Source organism: Streptomyces sp. NPDC032822, assembly GCF_055578825.1.
The window spans coordinates 392,128-406,658 of record NZ_JBVIOL010000004.1; the positions used below are offsets into that span (position 1 = coordinate 392,128).

The following is a 14,531-nucleotide window of genomic DNA, read 5'->3' on the forward strand; positions in this document are numbered from 1 at the left end:
GGATGAACGACGATGCATCGGTACAGGTCCCACACCTGCGGCGAGCTCCGCGCCTCTGACGTCGGCTCCGACGTCCGGCTGAGCGGCTGGCTGCACAATCGGCGCGACCTGGGCGGCATCCTCTTCATCGACCTGCGCGACCACTACGGCATCACGCAGTTGGTCGCCCGCCCCGGCACCCCGGCGTACGAGGCCCTGGACAAGGTCTCCAAGGAGTCGACGGTCCGGGTGGACGGCAAGGTCGTCTCCCGTGGAACCGAGAACGTCAACCCGGACCTGCCCACCGGTGAGATCGAGGTCGAGGTCGGCGAGGTCGAGCTGCTCGGCGCGGCTGCCCCGCTGCCCTTCACGATCAACGCCGAGGACGGCGTCAACGAGGAGCGGCGCCTGGAGTACCGCTTCCTGGACCTGCGCCGTGAGCGCATGCACCGCAACATCCTGCTGCGTACGTCGGTCATCTCGGCGATCCGCCACAAGATGACGACGCTGGGCTTCAACGAGATGGCGACGCCGATCCTGTCGGCCACCTCCCCCGAGGGTGCCCGCGACTTCGTCGTGCCCTCCCGTCTGAACCCGGGCAGGTTCTACGCCCTTCCGCAGGCCCCGCAGCAGTTCAAGCAGCTGCTGATGATCTCCGGCTTCGACCGGTACTTCCAGATCGCGCCCTGTTTCCGCGACGAGGACGCCCGCGCGGACCGTTCGCCGGGCGAGTTCTACCAGCTCGACGTGGAGATGAGCTTCGTCGAGCAGGAGGACGTCTTCCAGCCGATCGAGAAGCTCATGACGGAGCTGTTCGAGGAGTTCGGCAACGGCCGGCACGTCACCTCGCCGTTCCCGCGGATCCCGTTCCGGGAGTCGATGCTGAAGTACGGCTCCGACAAGCCGGACCTGCGGGCCCAGCTGGAGCTGGCGGACATCACCGACGTCTTCGAGGGCTCCGAGTTCAAGGCCTTCGCCGGCAAGCACGTGCGGGCCCTGCCGGTGCCGGACGTGTCCGGGCAGTCCCGGAAGTTCTTCGACCAGCTCGGCGACTTCGCCGTGACGCTGGGCGCCAAGGGTCTGGCCTGGGTGCGTGTCGCGGAGGACGGTTCGCTGACCGGCCCGATCGCGAAGTTCCTCACCGAGGAGAACGTCGCCGAGCTGACCAAGCGGCTCTCCCTGGCCCCCGGCCACGCGGTGTTCTTCGGCGCGGGCGAGTTCGACGAGGTCTCGAAGATCATGGGCGCGGTGCGGGTCGAGGCCGCCAAGCGGGCCGGTCACTTCGAGGAGAACGTGTTCCGGTTCTGCTGGATCGTCGACTTCCCGATGTACGAGAAGGACGAGGAGTCGGGCGCGATCGACTTCTCGCACAACCCGTTCTCCATGCCGCAGGGCGGTCTGGAGGCCCTGGAGACCCAGGACCCGCTGGACATCCTGGGCTGGCAGTACGACATCGTCTGCAACGGCGTCGAGCTGTCCTCCGGCGCGATCCGGAACCACGAGCCGGAGATCATGCTCAAGGCCTTCGAGATCGCGGGCTACGACCGGGAGACCGTCGAGGAGAAGTTCGCCGGCATGCTGCGCGCGTTCCGCTTCGGCGCCCCGCCGCACGGCGGGATCGCCCCGGGCGTCGACCGCATCGTGATGCTGCTGGCCGACGAGCCCAACATCCGCGAGACGATCGCCTTCCCGCTCAACGGCAACGCCCAGGACCTGATGATGGGCGCGCCGACGGAGCTGGAGGAGGTCCGGCTGAGGGAGCTGCACCTGTCGGTGCGCAAGCCGCAGCCGAAGTAAGGCAAGCCTTTCACAGAGCTCTTCTGCAAAGGGACCTGAAATCGTCCGTCGATTTCAGGTCCCTTTCGTGTGGGCGGGGAAAAGGGGCTGTTTTCTCAGCTCGCTGACAGGGTTCTTACCTAAATTCCCGGCGCATGACAGCGAATCAACAGCCTCAGCAGCCACGTCGGCCTCAAGAGACCGCGGACGCGGCGGATGTGACGGACGCACGGGATGTGACGCGCCGCAAGGTCGTCGTGGTGGGCGCCGGCGCGGTCGTCGTGGCGGGTCTGGGCGGCACCGCGTTCGCCGCGAGTTCCCTCCCCGGTGAGAAGGAGGAAGGGGGTACCGCGCCCGCGGCCGAGGAGTGCTACAAGCTGACCACGGAGACCACCGAGGGCCCGTACTACATCGACGCGGACAAGCTCCGCCGGGACGTCACCGAGGACCGGGAGGGGATCCCGATGCGCCTCGACATCAAGGTGATCGACTCCGAGACGTGCAGACCGATCCGGAACGCGGCCGTCGACATCTGGCACTGCGACGCGGCGGGCGTGTACTCCGGCTACGAGGACATGGGCAACGGGGGCGGGGGCGGGCCGGCCCCGACCGGGGCACCCACGGACGCGCCGACCGGTACCCCCACCGGCGTTCCCACCGGCCCGCCCCCGGGCGGCGGACACCAGGAGCCGACGGACGACGAGCGCTATCTGCGCGGCACCTGGAAGACGGACCGGCACGGCCAGGTCACGTTCAGGACGGTCTTCCCGGGCTGGTACCGGGGCCGCTGCGTCCACATCCACACCAAGGTGCACGTCGACGGCGAGTGGACCGACGCCGGTTACGAGGGCGGGCACGCCTGCCACACCGGCCAGTTCTTCTTCGACGAGGAGTCCGTGCTCGCCTCGGCGGAGCTGGAGCCGTACGCGTCCAACGAGGCCGAGCGCACCACGCTCGACGAGGACACCATCTACGACGGCAGCGGCCCCCGGGGCGGTCTGCTCAGGCTGCGGTACGACAGGAGGCACCTCGCGAGGGGGGTCCGCGGCTCGATCACCGTGGGAGTGGATCCGGAGGCGACGAACAACGGCTGAGGAAAAGACGGATAAGGGAAGCCTTCCCTGAATTCCATTGCGGAAAAGTGGTGGCAAAGGGGCGTGAAATCGAGGTCGATTTCCCGTCCCTTTGTCTGCGGTCGGGAATACCGGGGGAAACCACAGTCCCCGCCCACGTCCCTGACAGCCTTCTTACCTAACTTCCCTGTTCATGACGGGAAACCAGAAGGCCGAAGGGCCGAAGCACAAGAGGGACCTGACGCGGCGCAAGGTGGTCGTGGCCGGAGCGGGCGCGGCGGCAGCGGTGGGGGTCGGCGGCACGGTCGTCGCCGGCGCCTTCGCGGGTGAGAAGAGCGGAAAGGCGCCCCATGCCTCCGCGAGCAGCACCGCCACCGGTGCGGAGGTCTGCTACAAACTCACCTCGGAGACCACCGAGGGCCCCTATTACATCGACGCGGACAAGCTCCGCCGGGACATCACCGAGGACAAGGAGGGCATCCCGCTCACCCTCACCCTCAAGGTGATCGACTCCGAGACCTGCGAGCCGATCCGGAACGCGGCCGTCGACATCTGGCACTGCGACGCGCTCGGCATCTACTCCGGCTACGAGAGCTCGTCGACGGGCGGGGGTGGCACGGCTCCGACCGGCGCTCCCTCGGGCACGCCGACGGGCGAGCCGCCGTCGGGCGCGCCGTCCGGCGGTACCGGTGGGGTCCACCAGGAGCCCACCGACGACGAGCGCTATCTGCGCGGCACCTGGAAGACGGACAAGCAGGGCCAGGTCACGTTCAGGACGGTCTTCCCGGGCTGGTACCGGGGCCGCTGCGTCCACATCCACACCAAGGTGCATGTGGACGGCGAGTGGACCGACGCCGGTTATGAGGGCGGGCACGCCTGCCACACCGGCCAGTTCTTCTTCGACGAGGAGTCCGTGCTCCTCTCCGCCACGGTCGAGCCGTACTCCACCAGCACCACCGAGCGCACCACGCTCACCGAGGACACCATCTACGACCAGAGCGGTACGCAGGGCGGTCTCCTCAAGCTGAAGTACGACAAGAAGAACATCGCCAAGGGCGTTCTCGGCACCCTCACCATGGGCGTCGCGCCCGACGTGACGAACGACGGCACCTGATCGCCGTCCGGGTCAATGGGGTGTTCGTGTGCTGGTCCATGTGCTCGTTCGTGGACCCATGCGTGGGGTTGGCATCGGTTCGCACCAATCCAGTCGTTCGCATACATGAACATTCGTCCAACCCATTGACCCGGAAGATCGGCCTCCGTAACGTCCCCCAGTGCCCGCGTACGTGATTGCAGTTCACGTATGTGCACCACAAGGAGACAACGATGTCAGAGGCCGTGACACCAGGCGTGACGCCACCCGACGCCGAGCGCCGAGCCGTCAGCAAGTTCCTGCGCCGCATGCTGCCGATCCTGGTCCTGATGCTGCTGGTCAACCAGATGGACCGGACGAACGTCGGCTTCGTCCAGGACGAGCTGCGCGCCGATGTGGGGGTCAGCGCCACCGCGTACGGTCTCGGCGCCGGCCTGTTCTTCATCGGGTACGCGCTGTTCGAGGTACCGAGCAACATGCTCCTGGAGCGGTTCGGCGCCCGGGTCTGGCTCACCCGCATCATGATCACCTGGGGTCTGGTGATCGTGGCGATGTGCTTCATCCACAACGTCACGATGTTCTACGTCCTGCGTTTCCTGCTCGGCGTCGCGGAGGCCGGCTTCTTCCCCGGTGTGCTGCTCTACTTCACCCAGTGGCTGCCGGACTCCAGCCGGGGCCGGGCGAGCGCGATCTTCCTCGGCGGTTCGGCCACGGCGTACATCGTGACCGGGCCCATCACCGGGGCGCTGCTCGAACTGCACGGGGCGGGCGGATTCGCCGGCTGGCGCTGGATGTTCGCGCTGGAGGGCGCCTTCTCGATCGTCGTCGGGTTCATCGCCGGATTCTTCCTCGTCTCCCGCATCGAGGACGCCCGCTGGCTCACCGTGGACGAGAAGGAGGCGCTGGCCACGGCGGTCGCCCGCGACAAGGAGGCCCGCAGCCGGGCTCCCAAGGTGTCCCGCCTCAAGCTCATCTTCCACCCCCAGGTCGCGGTGCTGACCGGCGTCTTCTTCGCCATGGCGCTCACCGGGTACGCGATCACCTTCTGGCTGCCCAGCCTGGTGGACGACATCGGCGGCCTCTCGCCGTTCCAGGTCGGTCTGCTCACGGCCGTCCCGTGGATCTGTGCCGTGATCGCGATGTACACCGTGAGCCACTTCACCGACAAGGCCGCGGACCGCCGCCCCTACCTGGCCATCGCCCTGGTCCTCTCGGCCGTCGGCACCTTCCTCGCCACCCTGGGCTCCCCCTGGTTCGGTCTGGCCGCCCTCACGCTCGCCGCGGTCGGCGGGAAGTGCGCGGCCACCCTGTACTGGCCGATGGCCCAGTCCGGCCTCGACCTCAAGGTCGCCGCGCCGGGACTGGCCGTGGTCAACTCCATCGGAAACCTGGGCGGGTTCGTCTCCCCCACGCTGTTCGGCTACCTCAAGGACACCACCGGCAGCACCAACGGAGGCCTGTACACCCTGTCGGCCGCGTCGCTGCTCGCGGTGATCGGGGTGGTCTTCATCAGGAACACCCGGGGGATGTCGGGCACTTCGCGGGGGGCCGTTCCGGAGCCGGCCACCGGGCGGCCGGTCGTGTCCTGAGACGCCGAAGAGGACGGTGCCGAAGAGGGCGGTCCCGGAGAACCGTCGGCCGATGTCACGGATCGAGTCGCCGGATCCGTCGTCCAGGGGACGGGCACACCACGACGGTGTGCCCGTGGTACCAGTCCCCACAGAAGCGGAGAAGGCGTGTTCGTCGCCTACGTCACGGTCACCGTCCTCGGCGCGGTCTTCAACGGTGCGGCCGCCGTCACCTATCTGATCGGCCACGAATACCCCAAGACCCAGGCGGACATGAAGGGACTGCCCCGGACGTGGGTACCGGTGCTGGGCATGCTGCTGGCGGCGGGCACCGTAGGGCTGTTGGCCGGGTTCGCCGTGCCGCTCCTGGGAACCCTCGCCGCCTCCGGCCTGACGCTGTACTTCATCGGCGCGATCTTCGCCCACCTGCGGGTGGGCTCCCGCAACATCGTCGGCGGGATCGTGTTCCTCGCCACCGCCGTGGCCGCCCTGATCCTGGGCCTGGCCGAGCACGGCCCCTGGTGACCTGTGACGGGGCCGCATCGGTTCACGGCTCCCGCGGGGCCATGCCCCTCCGTACGAGCCCGAGGATCTCCTCGTCGTTCAGGCCGGGTTCGCGCGCCGCGCCCACGGCGGAGTTCGATCACGCCCTCGTCGCGGAGGCGCGCCGGCCGAGGTCGTGAGAACGGTGCCGTCCGCCGTGGTCGGCACGACCGAGGAGACCGTGACCGCGATACGGCGATACGGCGATACGGCGATACGGCGGTGCGGCCGGTGCGCTGCGAAGGAGTCGTGGGCCTCTCCCTCGGAAACCTCATGGGCGCCGCACCGAATTCTCGCGGGGGACGCACAGCACCGGGCGGTCTCATGGGGTACCCGACAGCCGTACGACTCGCGTACGTCCCTGAGTCGCCGGAGGTGGACACCATGGCACTCGCCGCTCTGTTCTCGCTGCTGCTGATCGCCGGTGCGGTGGGCGCGGTCGTCGCGCAGCGCCGCGCGCAGCGGTCGGAGGCCCTGTCCCACCTGGACGAGGAGGTCGAGGCCAACCGGTGGGTGGTCCGGCTCGGCGGCAGTCTGTCCGTGCTCGACGTGCGGACCCTGGCCGGCGCCGACCGGCACGCGGTCCAGTCCCTGACGGACGCCACCGAACGCCTCCGCACCGCCCGCGCCCAGCTCGTCACCGCCCACACCGGTGCGGAGTACGCGCAGGTCAAGCGCACCGCCGCGGAAGGCATCCAGCACGTCCGAGAGGCGCGGACCGCCCTGGGGCTGGACGGCGACCAGCCGTCGCCGGAGGCGGAGCCGGCGCCGGGGCGACGGCGGTGTGACGTGCGGGGTCTTGCCCGGTCGGGGTGAGTGACCCATCCCGAACCTCGGGCGCCGACGCCTCTGTTCCGTTGCGCGGTCGGTCGCGAAAGCTCCCCGGCCGGGGACGTTCACGCCGTCTCGCCCAGCTCACACCACACGTACTTGCCCCGGCTGCCGTGTCTCGACAGTGGCTGCCAGCCCCAGACGTCGGCGCAGGCGCGGACCAGGGCGAGGCCGCGGCCGTCTTCGGCGTCGGCGTCCGCGCCGGTGAGGCCCGTCAACTCGCCGGGTGGTTCCGGGTCCGCGTCCCACGCACCGATCCGCAGGACGCCCGCCGACCACTGGACGCGGAGGGCGGCGGGGCCCTTCGTGTGGCGTACGGCGTTGCCGACCAGCTCCGTCGCGAGGAGTTCGGCGACGTCCACGAGGGTGATGAGGCCGTGCATGGTGAGGATGAGGCGGAGGGTGCGGCGGCAGATGGGGATGGAGCGGGGGTCTTGGGGGACGTAGAGGGTGTATTCCCAGGGGGCGGGGAGGGGGGTGGGTTCGGGATCGAGGTCGGGCATGGGCGAACTCCGTTCGGCGGGAGGGGGATTGGGTCGGCGCTTTGCGGGCGGTGGCATTGCCGCGTCCGTCGTGGCAGGGCGGAGCGGTGCGCTTCCGGGGCCCCGGTTTCGCAGGGTGTGCGGCGCATCACCGACGGTAGGGGTAAATGTTTTGCCGGGGCAAGTCGTTCGCGTAATCTGGCACCCGATCGGGGGTGTTCAACCCCGGGTGAGAACAGCGCCGTTGGGGAGTTGAGGGTCGAATGCCCGCAAGGATTCAGCCGACTGCTCGGCAGGTGCGTCTAGGCATTGAGCTGCGCAAATTGCGGGAGTCGGCGGGGCTGACGTCCAGGCAGGCGGCTGCGCTGCTGGGCACGAGCCCGGCGCAGATGAGCCAGATCGAGGCGGGCAATGCCGGAGTCAGTGAGGAACGGGTGCGGCGCCTCGCAGTGCAGTACGCCTGTGCCGACACGGAGCTTGTCGACGCACTTGTGGAGATGGCGAATGACCATACGCGCGGATGGTGGGAGGAGTACCGGGACGCGCTGCCGCCGGTCTTCCAGGACCTGGCGGAATTGGAGCACCACGCGCAGTTCATGTGGGTGATCGGAACGGCGCACGTTCCGGGACTGCTCCAGACGGAGGAGTACGCCCGCGCGGTGCTCGCGTACCGAGTGCCCGAACTCCCGGACAGTGAGCTGGAACCACGACTGGCGCATCGGGTGCGCCGCAGGTCGGTGCTCTCGCACGAAAGGAGGGTTCCCTTCGAGGCGGTCGTGCACGAATCCGTGCTGCGCACGCGCGTCGCTGATCGACGAGTGGCCCGGGCCCAACTCGAAGAGCTGCTGCGTGAGTCGGAGAGGCCGAATGTGCAGGTGCGTGTGATCCCGTTCGACGTCGACGGATTCGCTGGGGCCAGTTCGATGATGATGTACGCGGGTGGACGCGTGGCTGCCTTGGACACGGTTCAGCGGGACGCACCGTACGGCTCGGTGTTCCTGGATGCAGCCGCTCAACTCCTGGCTATGCGAACACTCTTCCGTAAGGTGGAGTCCGTAGCGCTGGACCCCGTCAAGTCCCGGGAGTTCATCCATCGTGTGGTGAAGGAACTGTAGTCATGACCCAGTGGCAGAAGTCCTCGTTCTCGGGCCCGGGCGACGGAAACGAGTGCGTGGAACTCGCCCACGCCGAAGCCTCGTTGCTCCTGCGTGAAAGTGACGACCCCGCCCGAATACTCCCCGTCACCCGCGACAGTCTGGCCGCGCTGCTGGCGCACCTGTGCGCTGACCGGTCACCCTGATTCCTCGGCGCGCTCCTGCCTGCCTGCCACGCGGCGTTCTCGCAAGCTCACGGCCCACGACGCCAGTGCGAGGCAGACGGGCAGGTACGCCCACAAGACGGAGACACCGGAAGGCGCGAGGAGAAACCATGAAGAGATGGCAGCCGTAAGCAGTGCGGCGGGCAGCCACTGACGCCAGAGGGGCAAGTGGCTCATCCGGATGACCGACCAGGCCATCCAGGCGAAGACGCACAAGACGGGGGCGGCAAGAATCATCCAAACCTCCGGAACAGGGAGATGGGCGCTGGGCCCGGGCCAGATGGCCGACCTTAGTGCTTAGTCCCGGGACCGGTCTCGACGTAGAGGGCGCAGCCCCAGGTGCCGGCGGATCCGCCGTAGCGCAGACGCGTCTGTTCGCCGTCGTTCAATCGAGGCGCTCGACAGCGAACCCAGTCGTCCGGGCTTCCTTGTCAGCGAGCCTGGTCGCTCCTCGGCCCGATGCCTTTGATCCTGGTCGGAGTTCCGTCCGGGGCGAACGAGTGGTGGAAGGTGAAGGCGTGCGGCGCGGAGCCGTGGTCGTGGAGGCGTTCCAGGCTGGAAGCCCCGTCCTGCCAGGTGGGTGTCACGCCGTCGCAGACCCACCAGAACACGTAATTCGGGTGTTCTTTCCTCTCGAACCAGTCGTAACGCCTGTTCAGCGCCTCGCGGTGCAGGCCGGTGTAGATGGCGTCGAAGGCGGGCCGCAGATCGGTCCAGAGTGAGAGGGTCGCGGCCAGGGCGGTGGTTTCCACCGTACGGCCCTTGTCGTACCAGTTCGGTACGGCGAACTCTCCCCATGCACCCCAGTCCGCCTCGAAGAGCATGCCCGGGTCACCTTCTGCCGCTTCAGCATGAGCGAGGTACCCGGGGTGCTGGCTGATCCTCCGGTAGATGGCCTCGCCACTGTCGTAGAACTCGCGTGTGAGAGGTGTGGGGTCAGCGAGAGGTGACTTCAGGACGCCGAATGTGTACAGCGCAAGATGGGGCATGCGTCTCTCCCTGGTGGGGCTGCCTGGTGTGGACCGGGATCGGTGGCTGACGCATGGGGGCGAGGGTTCGTGGGGCATGACCAACTCGTCCCGTCGCGGGCGGCTCAGCCTGAAGGAACTCCTGCGCGACCGTGGGCGATCGCCGAAGACCAGGTGAAGGTAGCTGCCTCTGCGGGCCATGTCGAAGTTGCGTTTTCCCTGTCCAAGTGGCCTCTTGTACCGGTCATCGCGGGGGCTGGGGCGGTGACGGGTGGGGCAGGACGCGGGGTACCAGTGATCCACTTCGGCCGATCGGTTCGCCCGCCCTGCCCGTCCGCGCCTCCTGTCCGACCGCCCCGAGTGCCGCCGAACGCGTGCGGTTGAAGAAGATGGCCTACGGCTCCGAGCACCGGCTGCGGGTGCGTGCGCAGGTCGTGCCGCACGCCGCGCGTGGACGCTCCGACGCGTGCATCGCCCAGGAGTCGGGGCTGTGCTTGGACACCGTGCGCCGCTGGCGTGGCCGGTTCGCCCAGGCGGGCCTGCCCGGGCTCGAAGACCGTCAACGCTGCGGCCGTCCCGCCTCGTTCACACCGCCGCAGGCCGCCGAGGTCAAGGCGCCGGCCTGGCGGCTGCCTGCCGAGAGTGAGGTAACGCTCTCACGCCGGTCGTGCCCGGAACGGGCCCGCGAGGCCGCCCGGCGGGGCATCGCCCCGTTCCTGTCGACGTCGACCGTGCGTCGCCGACCGCGGGACCACGACCGAGGAGGGCGGGGAATTCGGGGCGGGCCGGGCGGACGGGGCTGAGGAGTGGAGGAGTCGAGGGGCTGAGGAGTCGAGGGACTGAGTGGGCCTCGGGATCAATTCCCGTTCCCACGGCAACCGTTGGGACCCCGGCGGCCACTGAGGAGTCAGAAGATCCGTTCACGCGGGCTTCACGACCAGCACGTGCACCACACCACCACGTAAGGACTCCTCCGTGGCAACCCCTTCCCACCGCAGGTCCCTTCGCGCACGGCGCACCCTTCTCGCCTCCGTCGCCGTCCTGGCCGCCGGGGCCGGAGCCGGTGTCTTCGTGATGAGCGCGAACGCCGATGCCGTCGACCTGTACCACCGGACGCTCGCCGCGAAGGACGGCTGGGCGTCCTCCGGCACCGGTACGACCGGCGGCACGAAGGCCGACTCCGCGCACACCTTCACCGTCTCGACCCGCGCCCAGCTCGTGAAGGCGCTCGGCTCGGTCTCCGACACCACGCCGCGGATCATCAAGGTCAAGGGCACCATCGACGCCAACACCGACGACGCCGGCAAGAAGCTGACCTGCGCGAACTACGCCTCGGGCACCGGCTATTCGCTCGCCGCGTACCTGAAGGCGTACGACCCCGCGACCTACGGCCGTTCCCAGCTGCCGTCCGGCACCCAGGAGAAGGCCCGCGCCGCCGCCCAGAGCAAGCAGGCGAAGAACATCGTCCTCAAGGTGCCCGCCAACACGACGCTCGTCGGCGTCCCCGGCACCCAGGCCGGGATCACCGGCGGGATGCTCCAGATCCAGAACGTGGACAACGTCATCGTCCGCAACCTGACCTTCGCCGCCACCGAGGACTGCTTCCCGCAGTGGGACCCGACCGACGGCGACGACGGCAACTGGAACTCCAACTACGACTCGGTGACCCTGCGCGGCGCGACCCACGTCTGGGCCGACCACAACACGTTCACCGACGCGCCCCACCTCGACAGCGCCAACCCGGACCACTTCGGCCGCGAGTACCAGATCCACGACGGCGCCCTCGACATCACCAAGGGCTCCGACCTGGTGACGGTCTCGCACAACCGGTTCACCAACCACGACAAGACCATGCTGATCGGCAGCAGCGACACCGACAGCACCGGCAAGCTGCGGGTCTCCATCCATCACAACGTGTGGAAGGGCATCGTCCAGCGTGCCCCGCTGGCCCGCATCGGCCAGATCCACGTCTACAACAACCACTACGACGTCACGACCCTCAACGGCTACGCGCCGCAGTACAGCATCAACTCCCGCGCCAAGGCCCAGGTCGTCGCGGCGAACAACTACTGGCGGCTCCCGTCCGGCGCCAAGCCCGCCAAGCTCCTCAGCGGCGACGGCACCGGCTCGGTCGCGGGCAGCGGCAACCTCGTCAACGGCACCACGACCGACCTGGTCGCCGCCTACAACGCCGCGTCCTCCAAGGATCTGAAGACGACGGTGAACTGGACGCCGACGCTGACCGCGGGCCTGGAGTCCTCGGCGAAGAACCTGCCGTCGACGCTGGCCGCGACGACGGGCGCGGGTGTGCTGGCCGCCGGCTGAACGTGGAGATGAGGGGCCTGGGGAAGGGGCCAGTGGATCTCTCTCCGGGCCCGCTGCTCCGATACGACCAGTCCGGGAAGCGATCTCTTCCTTCGGGACCGGTGGCACGGGACGTACGGGTGAGGGGTGGTGCCTGTGCGTCGGGGAGCCGAGCGCTCAGGTGTCGTACCGGCCGTTCCACGGTTCGCCGAAGGCCAGGCGGTCCGGGTACAGCTCGGCCCAGGTCTCGCCGTCTTCCTCACGTGTCACCAGGCCGAACAGCACGCCGTCCACGGTGAGCCGGAAGGGCCGGACTGCGATGTCCGTGTAGGAGCGGCGGGGGAGGCTGCGCAGGAGTTTCGCCAGGTGGACGCGGGCACGGCTGAGCACCGAGTCCTCGCCCTCCGGGGCGCGCCGCTGTTCGGCCCAGCTGCCCGCACACCAGATCTCCGAGTCGCGGTAGCGGCCGTCGGTGTCGAAGGTGTGGAGCACGACGTAGAGGCGCTTCTGCTCTTCCCAGCCGTCGTCGAGACGGAACCCTTCCGGGAAGGCGTACGTGATCGACGCCAGGAACTGTCCGTCCGCGTACCGGCCGATGGTCTCGGTGTGGTGCTTAGGCACATAGGCGATCGGAATGACCTCGGGAACTGCCATGGCGGAAACCATACGGGTTGGCGAGGACATGTCGGCAGCGGGTTCGGCAAGGAGTGGGACAAGGAGTCGGGCAAGAAGGAGGGGAGGCGGGGGCGGGGAGTGGGGCGGGAACCACGGAGGGGCCCGGGACGCGCCTGCTTCCCGGGCCCCTCCGTACGCTGCGCGGTTACGCCGGCTCGCCGCCGAAGCGCTCCTTGTACGCCGCCAGGTCCTCGTCCGTCAGCTTGGCGAACAGGACCGGCGGGACCGTGAACGGGGTGCCGACGGGGACGGCGGTGAGGGACTTCGCCTCGGCCTCGGAGACCCAGGTCGCCGTGTCGTCCTGGAGGGCGAACGCCTGGCGCATGGCGGCCGACGACGCCGGGATGAACGGCTCCGAGACCACCGAGTAGAGGTGGATGAGGTTCATCGCCGTCCGGAGGGTGAGCGCCGCGCCCTCCTGGTTGGTCTTGATCTCCAGCCAGGGAGCCTTCTCCTCCAGGTAGGAGTTGCCCGCGGACCAGAGCGCGCGGAGGGCGGCGGCCGCCTTGCGGAACTGCAGCGCCTCCATCTGCGACTCGTACTCCGCGAGGAGCTCGGCGATCTGCGTGCCCAGCTTCGCCTCCGCCTCGCCCGGCTCGCCGCCCGCCGGGACCTCCTCGCCGAAGCGCTTCCTGGAGAAGGACAGGACACGGTTGACGAAGTTGCCGAGGGTGTCCGCGAGGTCCTTGTTCACCGTCGCCGTGAAGTGCTCCCAGGTGAAGGACGAGTCGTCCGACTCCGGGGCGTTGGCGATGAGGAAGTAGCGCCAGTAGTCCGCCGGGAGGATGGCCAGGGCCTGGTCGGTGAAGACGCCGCGCTTCTGGGACGTGGAGAACTTTCCGCCGTAGTACGTCAGCCAGTTGAACGCCTTGACGTAGTCGACCATCTTCCACGGCTCACGGACACCGAGTTCGGTGGCCGGGAACATCACGGTGTGGAAGGGGACGTTGTCCTTCGCCATGAACTCCGTGTAGCGGACGGGGTTCTCGCCGGTGTCCGCCTCGTACCACCACGACTTCCAGTCCCGGTTCTCCGGGTCGAGATCCGACCACTCCTTCGTCGCCGCGATGTACTCGATCGGGGCGTCGAACCAGACGTAGAAGACCTTGCCGTCCGCCGCCAGTTCGGGCCAGGTGTCGGACGGGACCGGGACGCCCCAGTCCAGGTCGCGGGTGATCGCGCGGTCGTGCAGGCCCTCGTTCAGCCACTTGCGGGCGATGGAGGAGGCGAGCTGCGGCCACTCGGGAGCCTTTTCGGAGGTCCGCGCCACCCACTCCTCGACCTCGTGCTGGAGCTTCGACTGGAGGAGGAAGAGGTGCTTCGTCTCGCGGACCTCCAGGTCCGTGGAGCCGGAGATCGCGGAGCGCGGGTCGATGAGGTCCGTGGGGTCGAGGACCCGGGTGCAGTTCTCGCACTGGTCGCCGCGGGCCTTGTCGTAGCCGCAGTGCGGGCAGGTGCCCTCCACATAGCGGTCCGGGAGGAAGCGGCCGTCGGTGGGCGAGTAGACCTGGCGGATCGCCCGCTCTTCGATGAAGCCGTTCTCGTTGAGGCGGCGGGCGAAGTGCTGCGTGATCTCCACGTTCTGGGCGGAGGAACTCCGGCCGAAGTAGTCGAAGGCCAGCGCGAAGCCGTCGTAGACCGCCTTCTGCGCGTCGTGCGCCTGCGCGCAGAAGTCCGCTACGGGGATCCCCTGCTCCTTCGCGGCGAGCTCCGCCGGAGTGCCGTGCTCGTCCGTCGCGCAGATGTACAGGACGTCGTGGCCGCGCTGGCGGAGGTAGCGGGCGTACACGTCCGCCGGGAGCATGGACCCCACCATGTTGCCCAGGTGCTTGATCCCGTTGATGTACGGAAGGGCGCTGGTGATGAGGTGTCGAGCCATCGGGGGCTGCTCCCAGGTTGCTATGTACGGAACCTTGAAATC

At 68.6% G+C, this 14,531-nt stretch carries 14 protein-coding genes; 10 read left to right on the top strand and 4 right to left on the bottom strand.

Features of this window, described 5'->3' with window-relative positions; translation table 11 throughout:
• Positions 1-12 precede the first annotated feature (12 nt).
• The 6 genes from aspS (at position 13) to ACZ5VD_RS14310 (ending at position 6,848) form a co-directional block, all read left to right on the top strand.
• Positions 13-1,776: an aspartate--tRNA ligase gene (gene aspS / locus ACZ5VD_RS14285; RefSeq protein WP_468554260.1), complete on the top strand. Its 1,764-nt coding sequence runs from the start codon at positions 13-15 to the stop codon at positions 1,774-1,776.
• 134 nt (positions 1,777-1,910) lie between these two features.
• A complete protein-coding gene (locus ACZ5VD_RS14290) occupies positions 1,911-2,849 on the top strand; it encodes an intradiol ring-cleavage dioxygenase (RefSeq protein ID WP_468682355.1) in 939 nt (312 codons plus the stop codon).
• A 172-nt stretch (positions 2,850-3,021) separates the two neighbouring features.
• The gene (locus tag ACZ5VD_RS14295) at positions 3,022-3,942 is read left to right on the top strand and encodes an intradiol ring-cleavage dioxygenase (RefSeq protein ID WP_468682356.1); all 921 of its coding nucleotides are present in this window, start codon (positions 3,022-3,024) and stop codon (positions 3,940-3,942) included.
• 212 nt (positions 3,943-4,154) lie between these two features.
• Entirely contained in the window at positions 4,155-5,510 is a 1,356-nt protein-coding gene (locus ACZ5VD_RS14300) for an MFS transporter (protein ID WP_468682357.1), read from the top strand.
• Between the two features lie 147 nt (positions 5,511-5,657).
• Positions 5,658-6,014, top strand: coding sequence for a DoxX family protein (locus ACZ5VD_RS14305; protein WP_468554256.1), 357 nt, complete (start codon positions 5,658-5,660; stop codon positions 6,012-6,014).
• A 402-nt stretch (positions 6,015-6,416) separates the two neighbouring features.
• Positions 6,417-6,848, top strand: coding sequence for a hypothetical protein (locus tag ACZ5VD_RS14310; protein ID WP_468682358.1), 432 nt, complete (start codon positions 6,417-6,419; stop codon positions 6,846-6,848).
• 80 nt (positions 6,849-6,928) lie between these two features.
• Here the strand turns inward: ACZ5VD_RS14310 and ACZ5VD_RS14315 are convergent, their stop codons facing one another.
• Positions 6,929-7,366 carry an ATP-binding protein gene (locus ACZ5VD_RS14315; protein ID WP_468682359.1) on the bottom strand — a complete coding sequence of 146 codons (438 nt, stop codon included), beginning with the start codon at positions 7,364-7,366 and terminating at the stop codon, positions 6,929-6,931.
• A gap of 242 nt (positions 7,367-7,608) precedes the next feature.
• On the opposite strand from ACZ5VD_RS14315, the gene ACZ5VD_RS14320 reads away from it, so the two are divergent.
• Together ACZ5VD_RS14320 and ACZ5VD_RS14325 are read left to right on the top strand one after the other, a co-directional pair.
• Positions 7,609-8,460, top strand: a complete 852-nt coding sequence (locus tag ACZ5VD_RS14320; protein ID WP_468682360.1) for a helix-turn-helix domain-containing protein — start codon at positions 7,609-7,611, stop codon at positions 8,458-8,460.
• Positions 8,461-8,462: 2 nt separating this feature from the next.
• Positions 8,463-8,645, top strand: coding sequence for a DUF397 domain-containing protein (locus tag ACZ5VD_RS14325; RefSeq protein WP_468682361.1), 183 nt, complete (start codon positions 8,463-8,465; stop codon positions 8,643-8,645).
• A gap of 449 nt (positions 8,646-9,094) precedes the next feature.
• Here ACZ5VD_RS14325 and ACZ5VD_RS14330 read toward each other — a convergent pair whose 3' ends face one another.
• Positions 9,095-9,652 carry a DUF3291 domain-containing protein gene (locus tag ACZ5VD_RS14330; protein WP_468554251.1) on the bottom strand — a complete coding sequence of 186 codons (558 nt, stop codon included), beginning with the start codon at positions 9,650-9,652 and terminating at the stop codon, positions 9,095-9,097.
• Positions 9,653-10,005: 353 nt separating this feature from the next.
• Between ACZ5VD_RS14330 and ACZ5VD_RS14335 the strand changes: the two genes are divergently transcribed.
• Complete coding sequence (locus ACZ5VD_RS14335; RefSeq protein WP_468682362.1) at positions 10,006-10,434, top strand: helix-turn-helix domain-containing protein; 429 nt, start codon at positions 10,006-10,008, stop codon at positions 10,432-10,434.
• A gap of 172 nt (positions 10,435-10,606) precedes the next feature.
• Positions 10,607-11,956, top strand: coding sequence for a pectate lyase family protein (locus ACZ5VD_RS14340; RefSeq protein WP_468682363.1), 1,350 nt, complete (start codon positions 10,607-10,609; stop codon positions 11,954-11,956).
• Between the two features lie 156 nt (positions 11,957-12,112).
• Here the strand turns inward: ACZ5VD_RS14340 and ACZ5VD_RS14345 are convergent, their stop codons facing one another.
• Together ACZ5VD_RS14345 and metG are read right to left on the bottom strand one after the other, a co-directional pair.
• Positions 12,113-12,589 (bottom strand): hypothetical protein, encoded by a 477-nt coding sequence (locus ACZ5VD_RS14345; protein WP_468554248.1) that lies wholly within the window; start codon positions 12,587-12,589, stop codon positions 12,113-12,115.
• Positions 12,590-12,755: 166 nt separating this feature from the next.
• Positions 12,756-14,489, bottom strand: a complete 1,734-nt coding sequence (metG, locus tag ACZ5VD_RS14350; protein ID WP_468682364.1) for a methionine--tRNA ligase — start codon at positions 14,487-14,489, stop codon at positions 12,756-12,758.
• Between the last annotated feature and the right edge of the window lie 42 nt (positions 14,490-14,531).

Coding starts and splice junctions, on each gene's coding strand:
- aspS (WP_468554260.1), top strand. CDS start 13: ATGCATCGGTACAGGTCCCACACCTGCGGCGAGCTCCGCGCCTCTGAC.
- ACZ5VD_RS14290 (WP_468682355.1), top strand. CDS start 1,911: ATGACAGCGAATCAACAGCCTCAGCAGCCACGTCGGCCTCAAGAGACC.
- ACZ5VD_RS14295 (WP_468682356.1), top strand. CDS start 3,022: ATGACGGGAAACCAGAAGGCCGAAGGGCCGAAGCACAAGAGGGACCTG.
- ACZ5VD_RS14300 (WP_468682357.1), top strand. CDS start 4,155: ATGTCAGAGGCCGTGACACCAGGCGTGACGCCACCCGACGCCGAGCGC.
- ACZ5VD_RS14310 (WP_468682358.1), top strand. CDS start 6,417: ATGGCACTCGCCGCTCTGTTCTCGCTGCTGCTGATCGCCGGTGCGGTG.
- ACZ5VD_RS14315 (WP_468682359.1), bottom strand. CDS start 7,366: ATGCCCGACCTCGATCCCGAACCCACCCCCCTCCCCGCCCCCTGGGAA.
- ACZ5VD_RS14320 (WP_468682360.1), top strand. CDS start 7,609: ATGCCCGCAAGGATTCAGCCGACTGCTCGGCAGGTGCGTCTAGGCATT.
- ACZ5VD_RS14325 (WP_468682361.1), top strand. CDS start 8,463: ATGACCCAGTGGCAGAAGTCCTCGTTCTCGGGCCCGGGCGACGGAAAC.
- ACZ5VD_RS14330 (WP_468554251.1), bottom strand. CDS start 9,652: ATGCCCCATCTTGCGCTGTACACATTCGGCGTCCTGAAGTCACCTCTC.
- ACZ5VD_RS14345 (WP_468554248.1), bottom strand. CDS start 12,589: ATGGCAGTTCCCGAGGTCATTCCGATCGCCTATGTGCCTAAGCACCAC.
- metG (WP_468682364.1), bottom strand. CDS start 14,489: ATGGCTCGACACCTCATCACCAGCGCCCTTCCGTACATCAACGGGATC.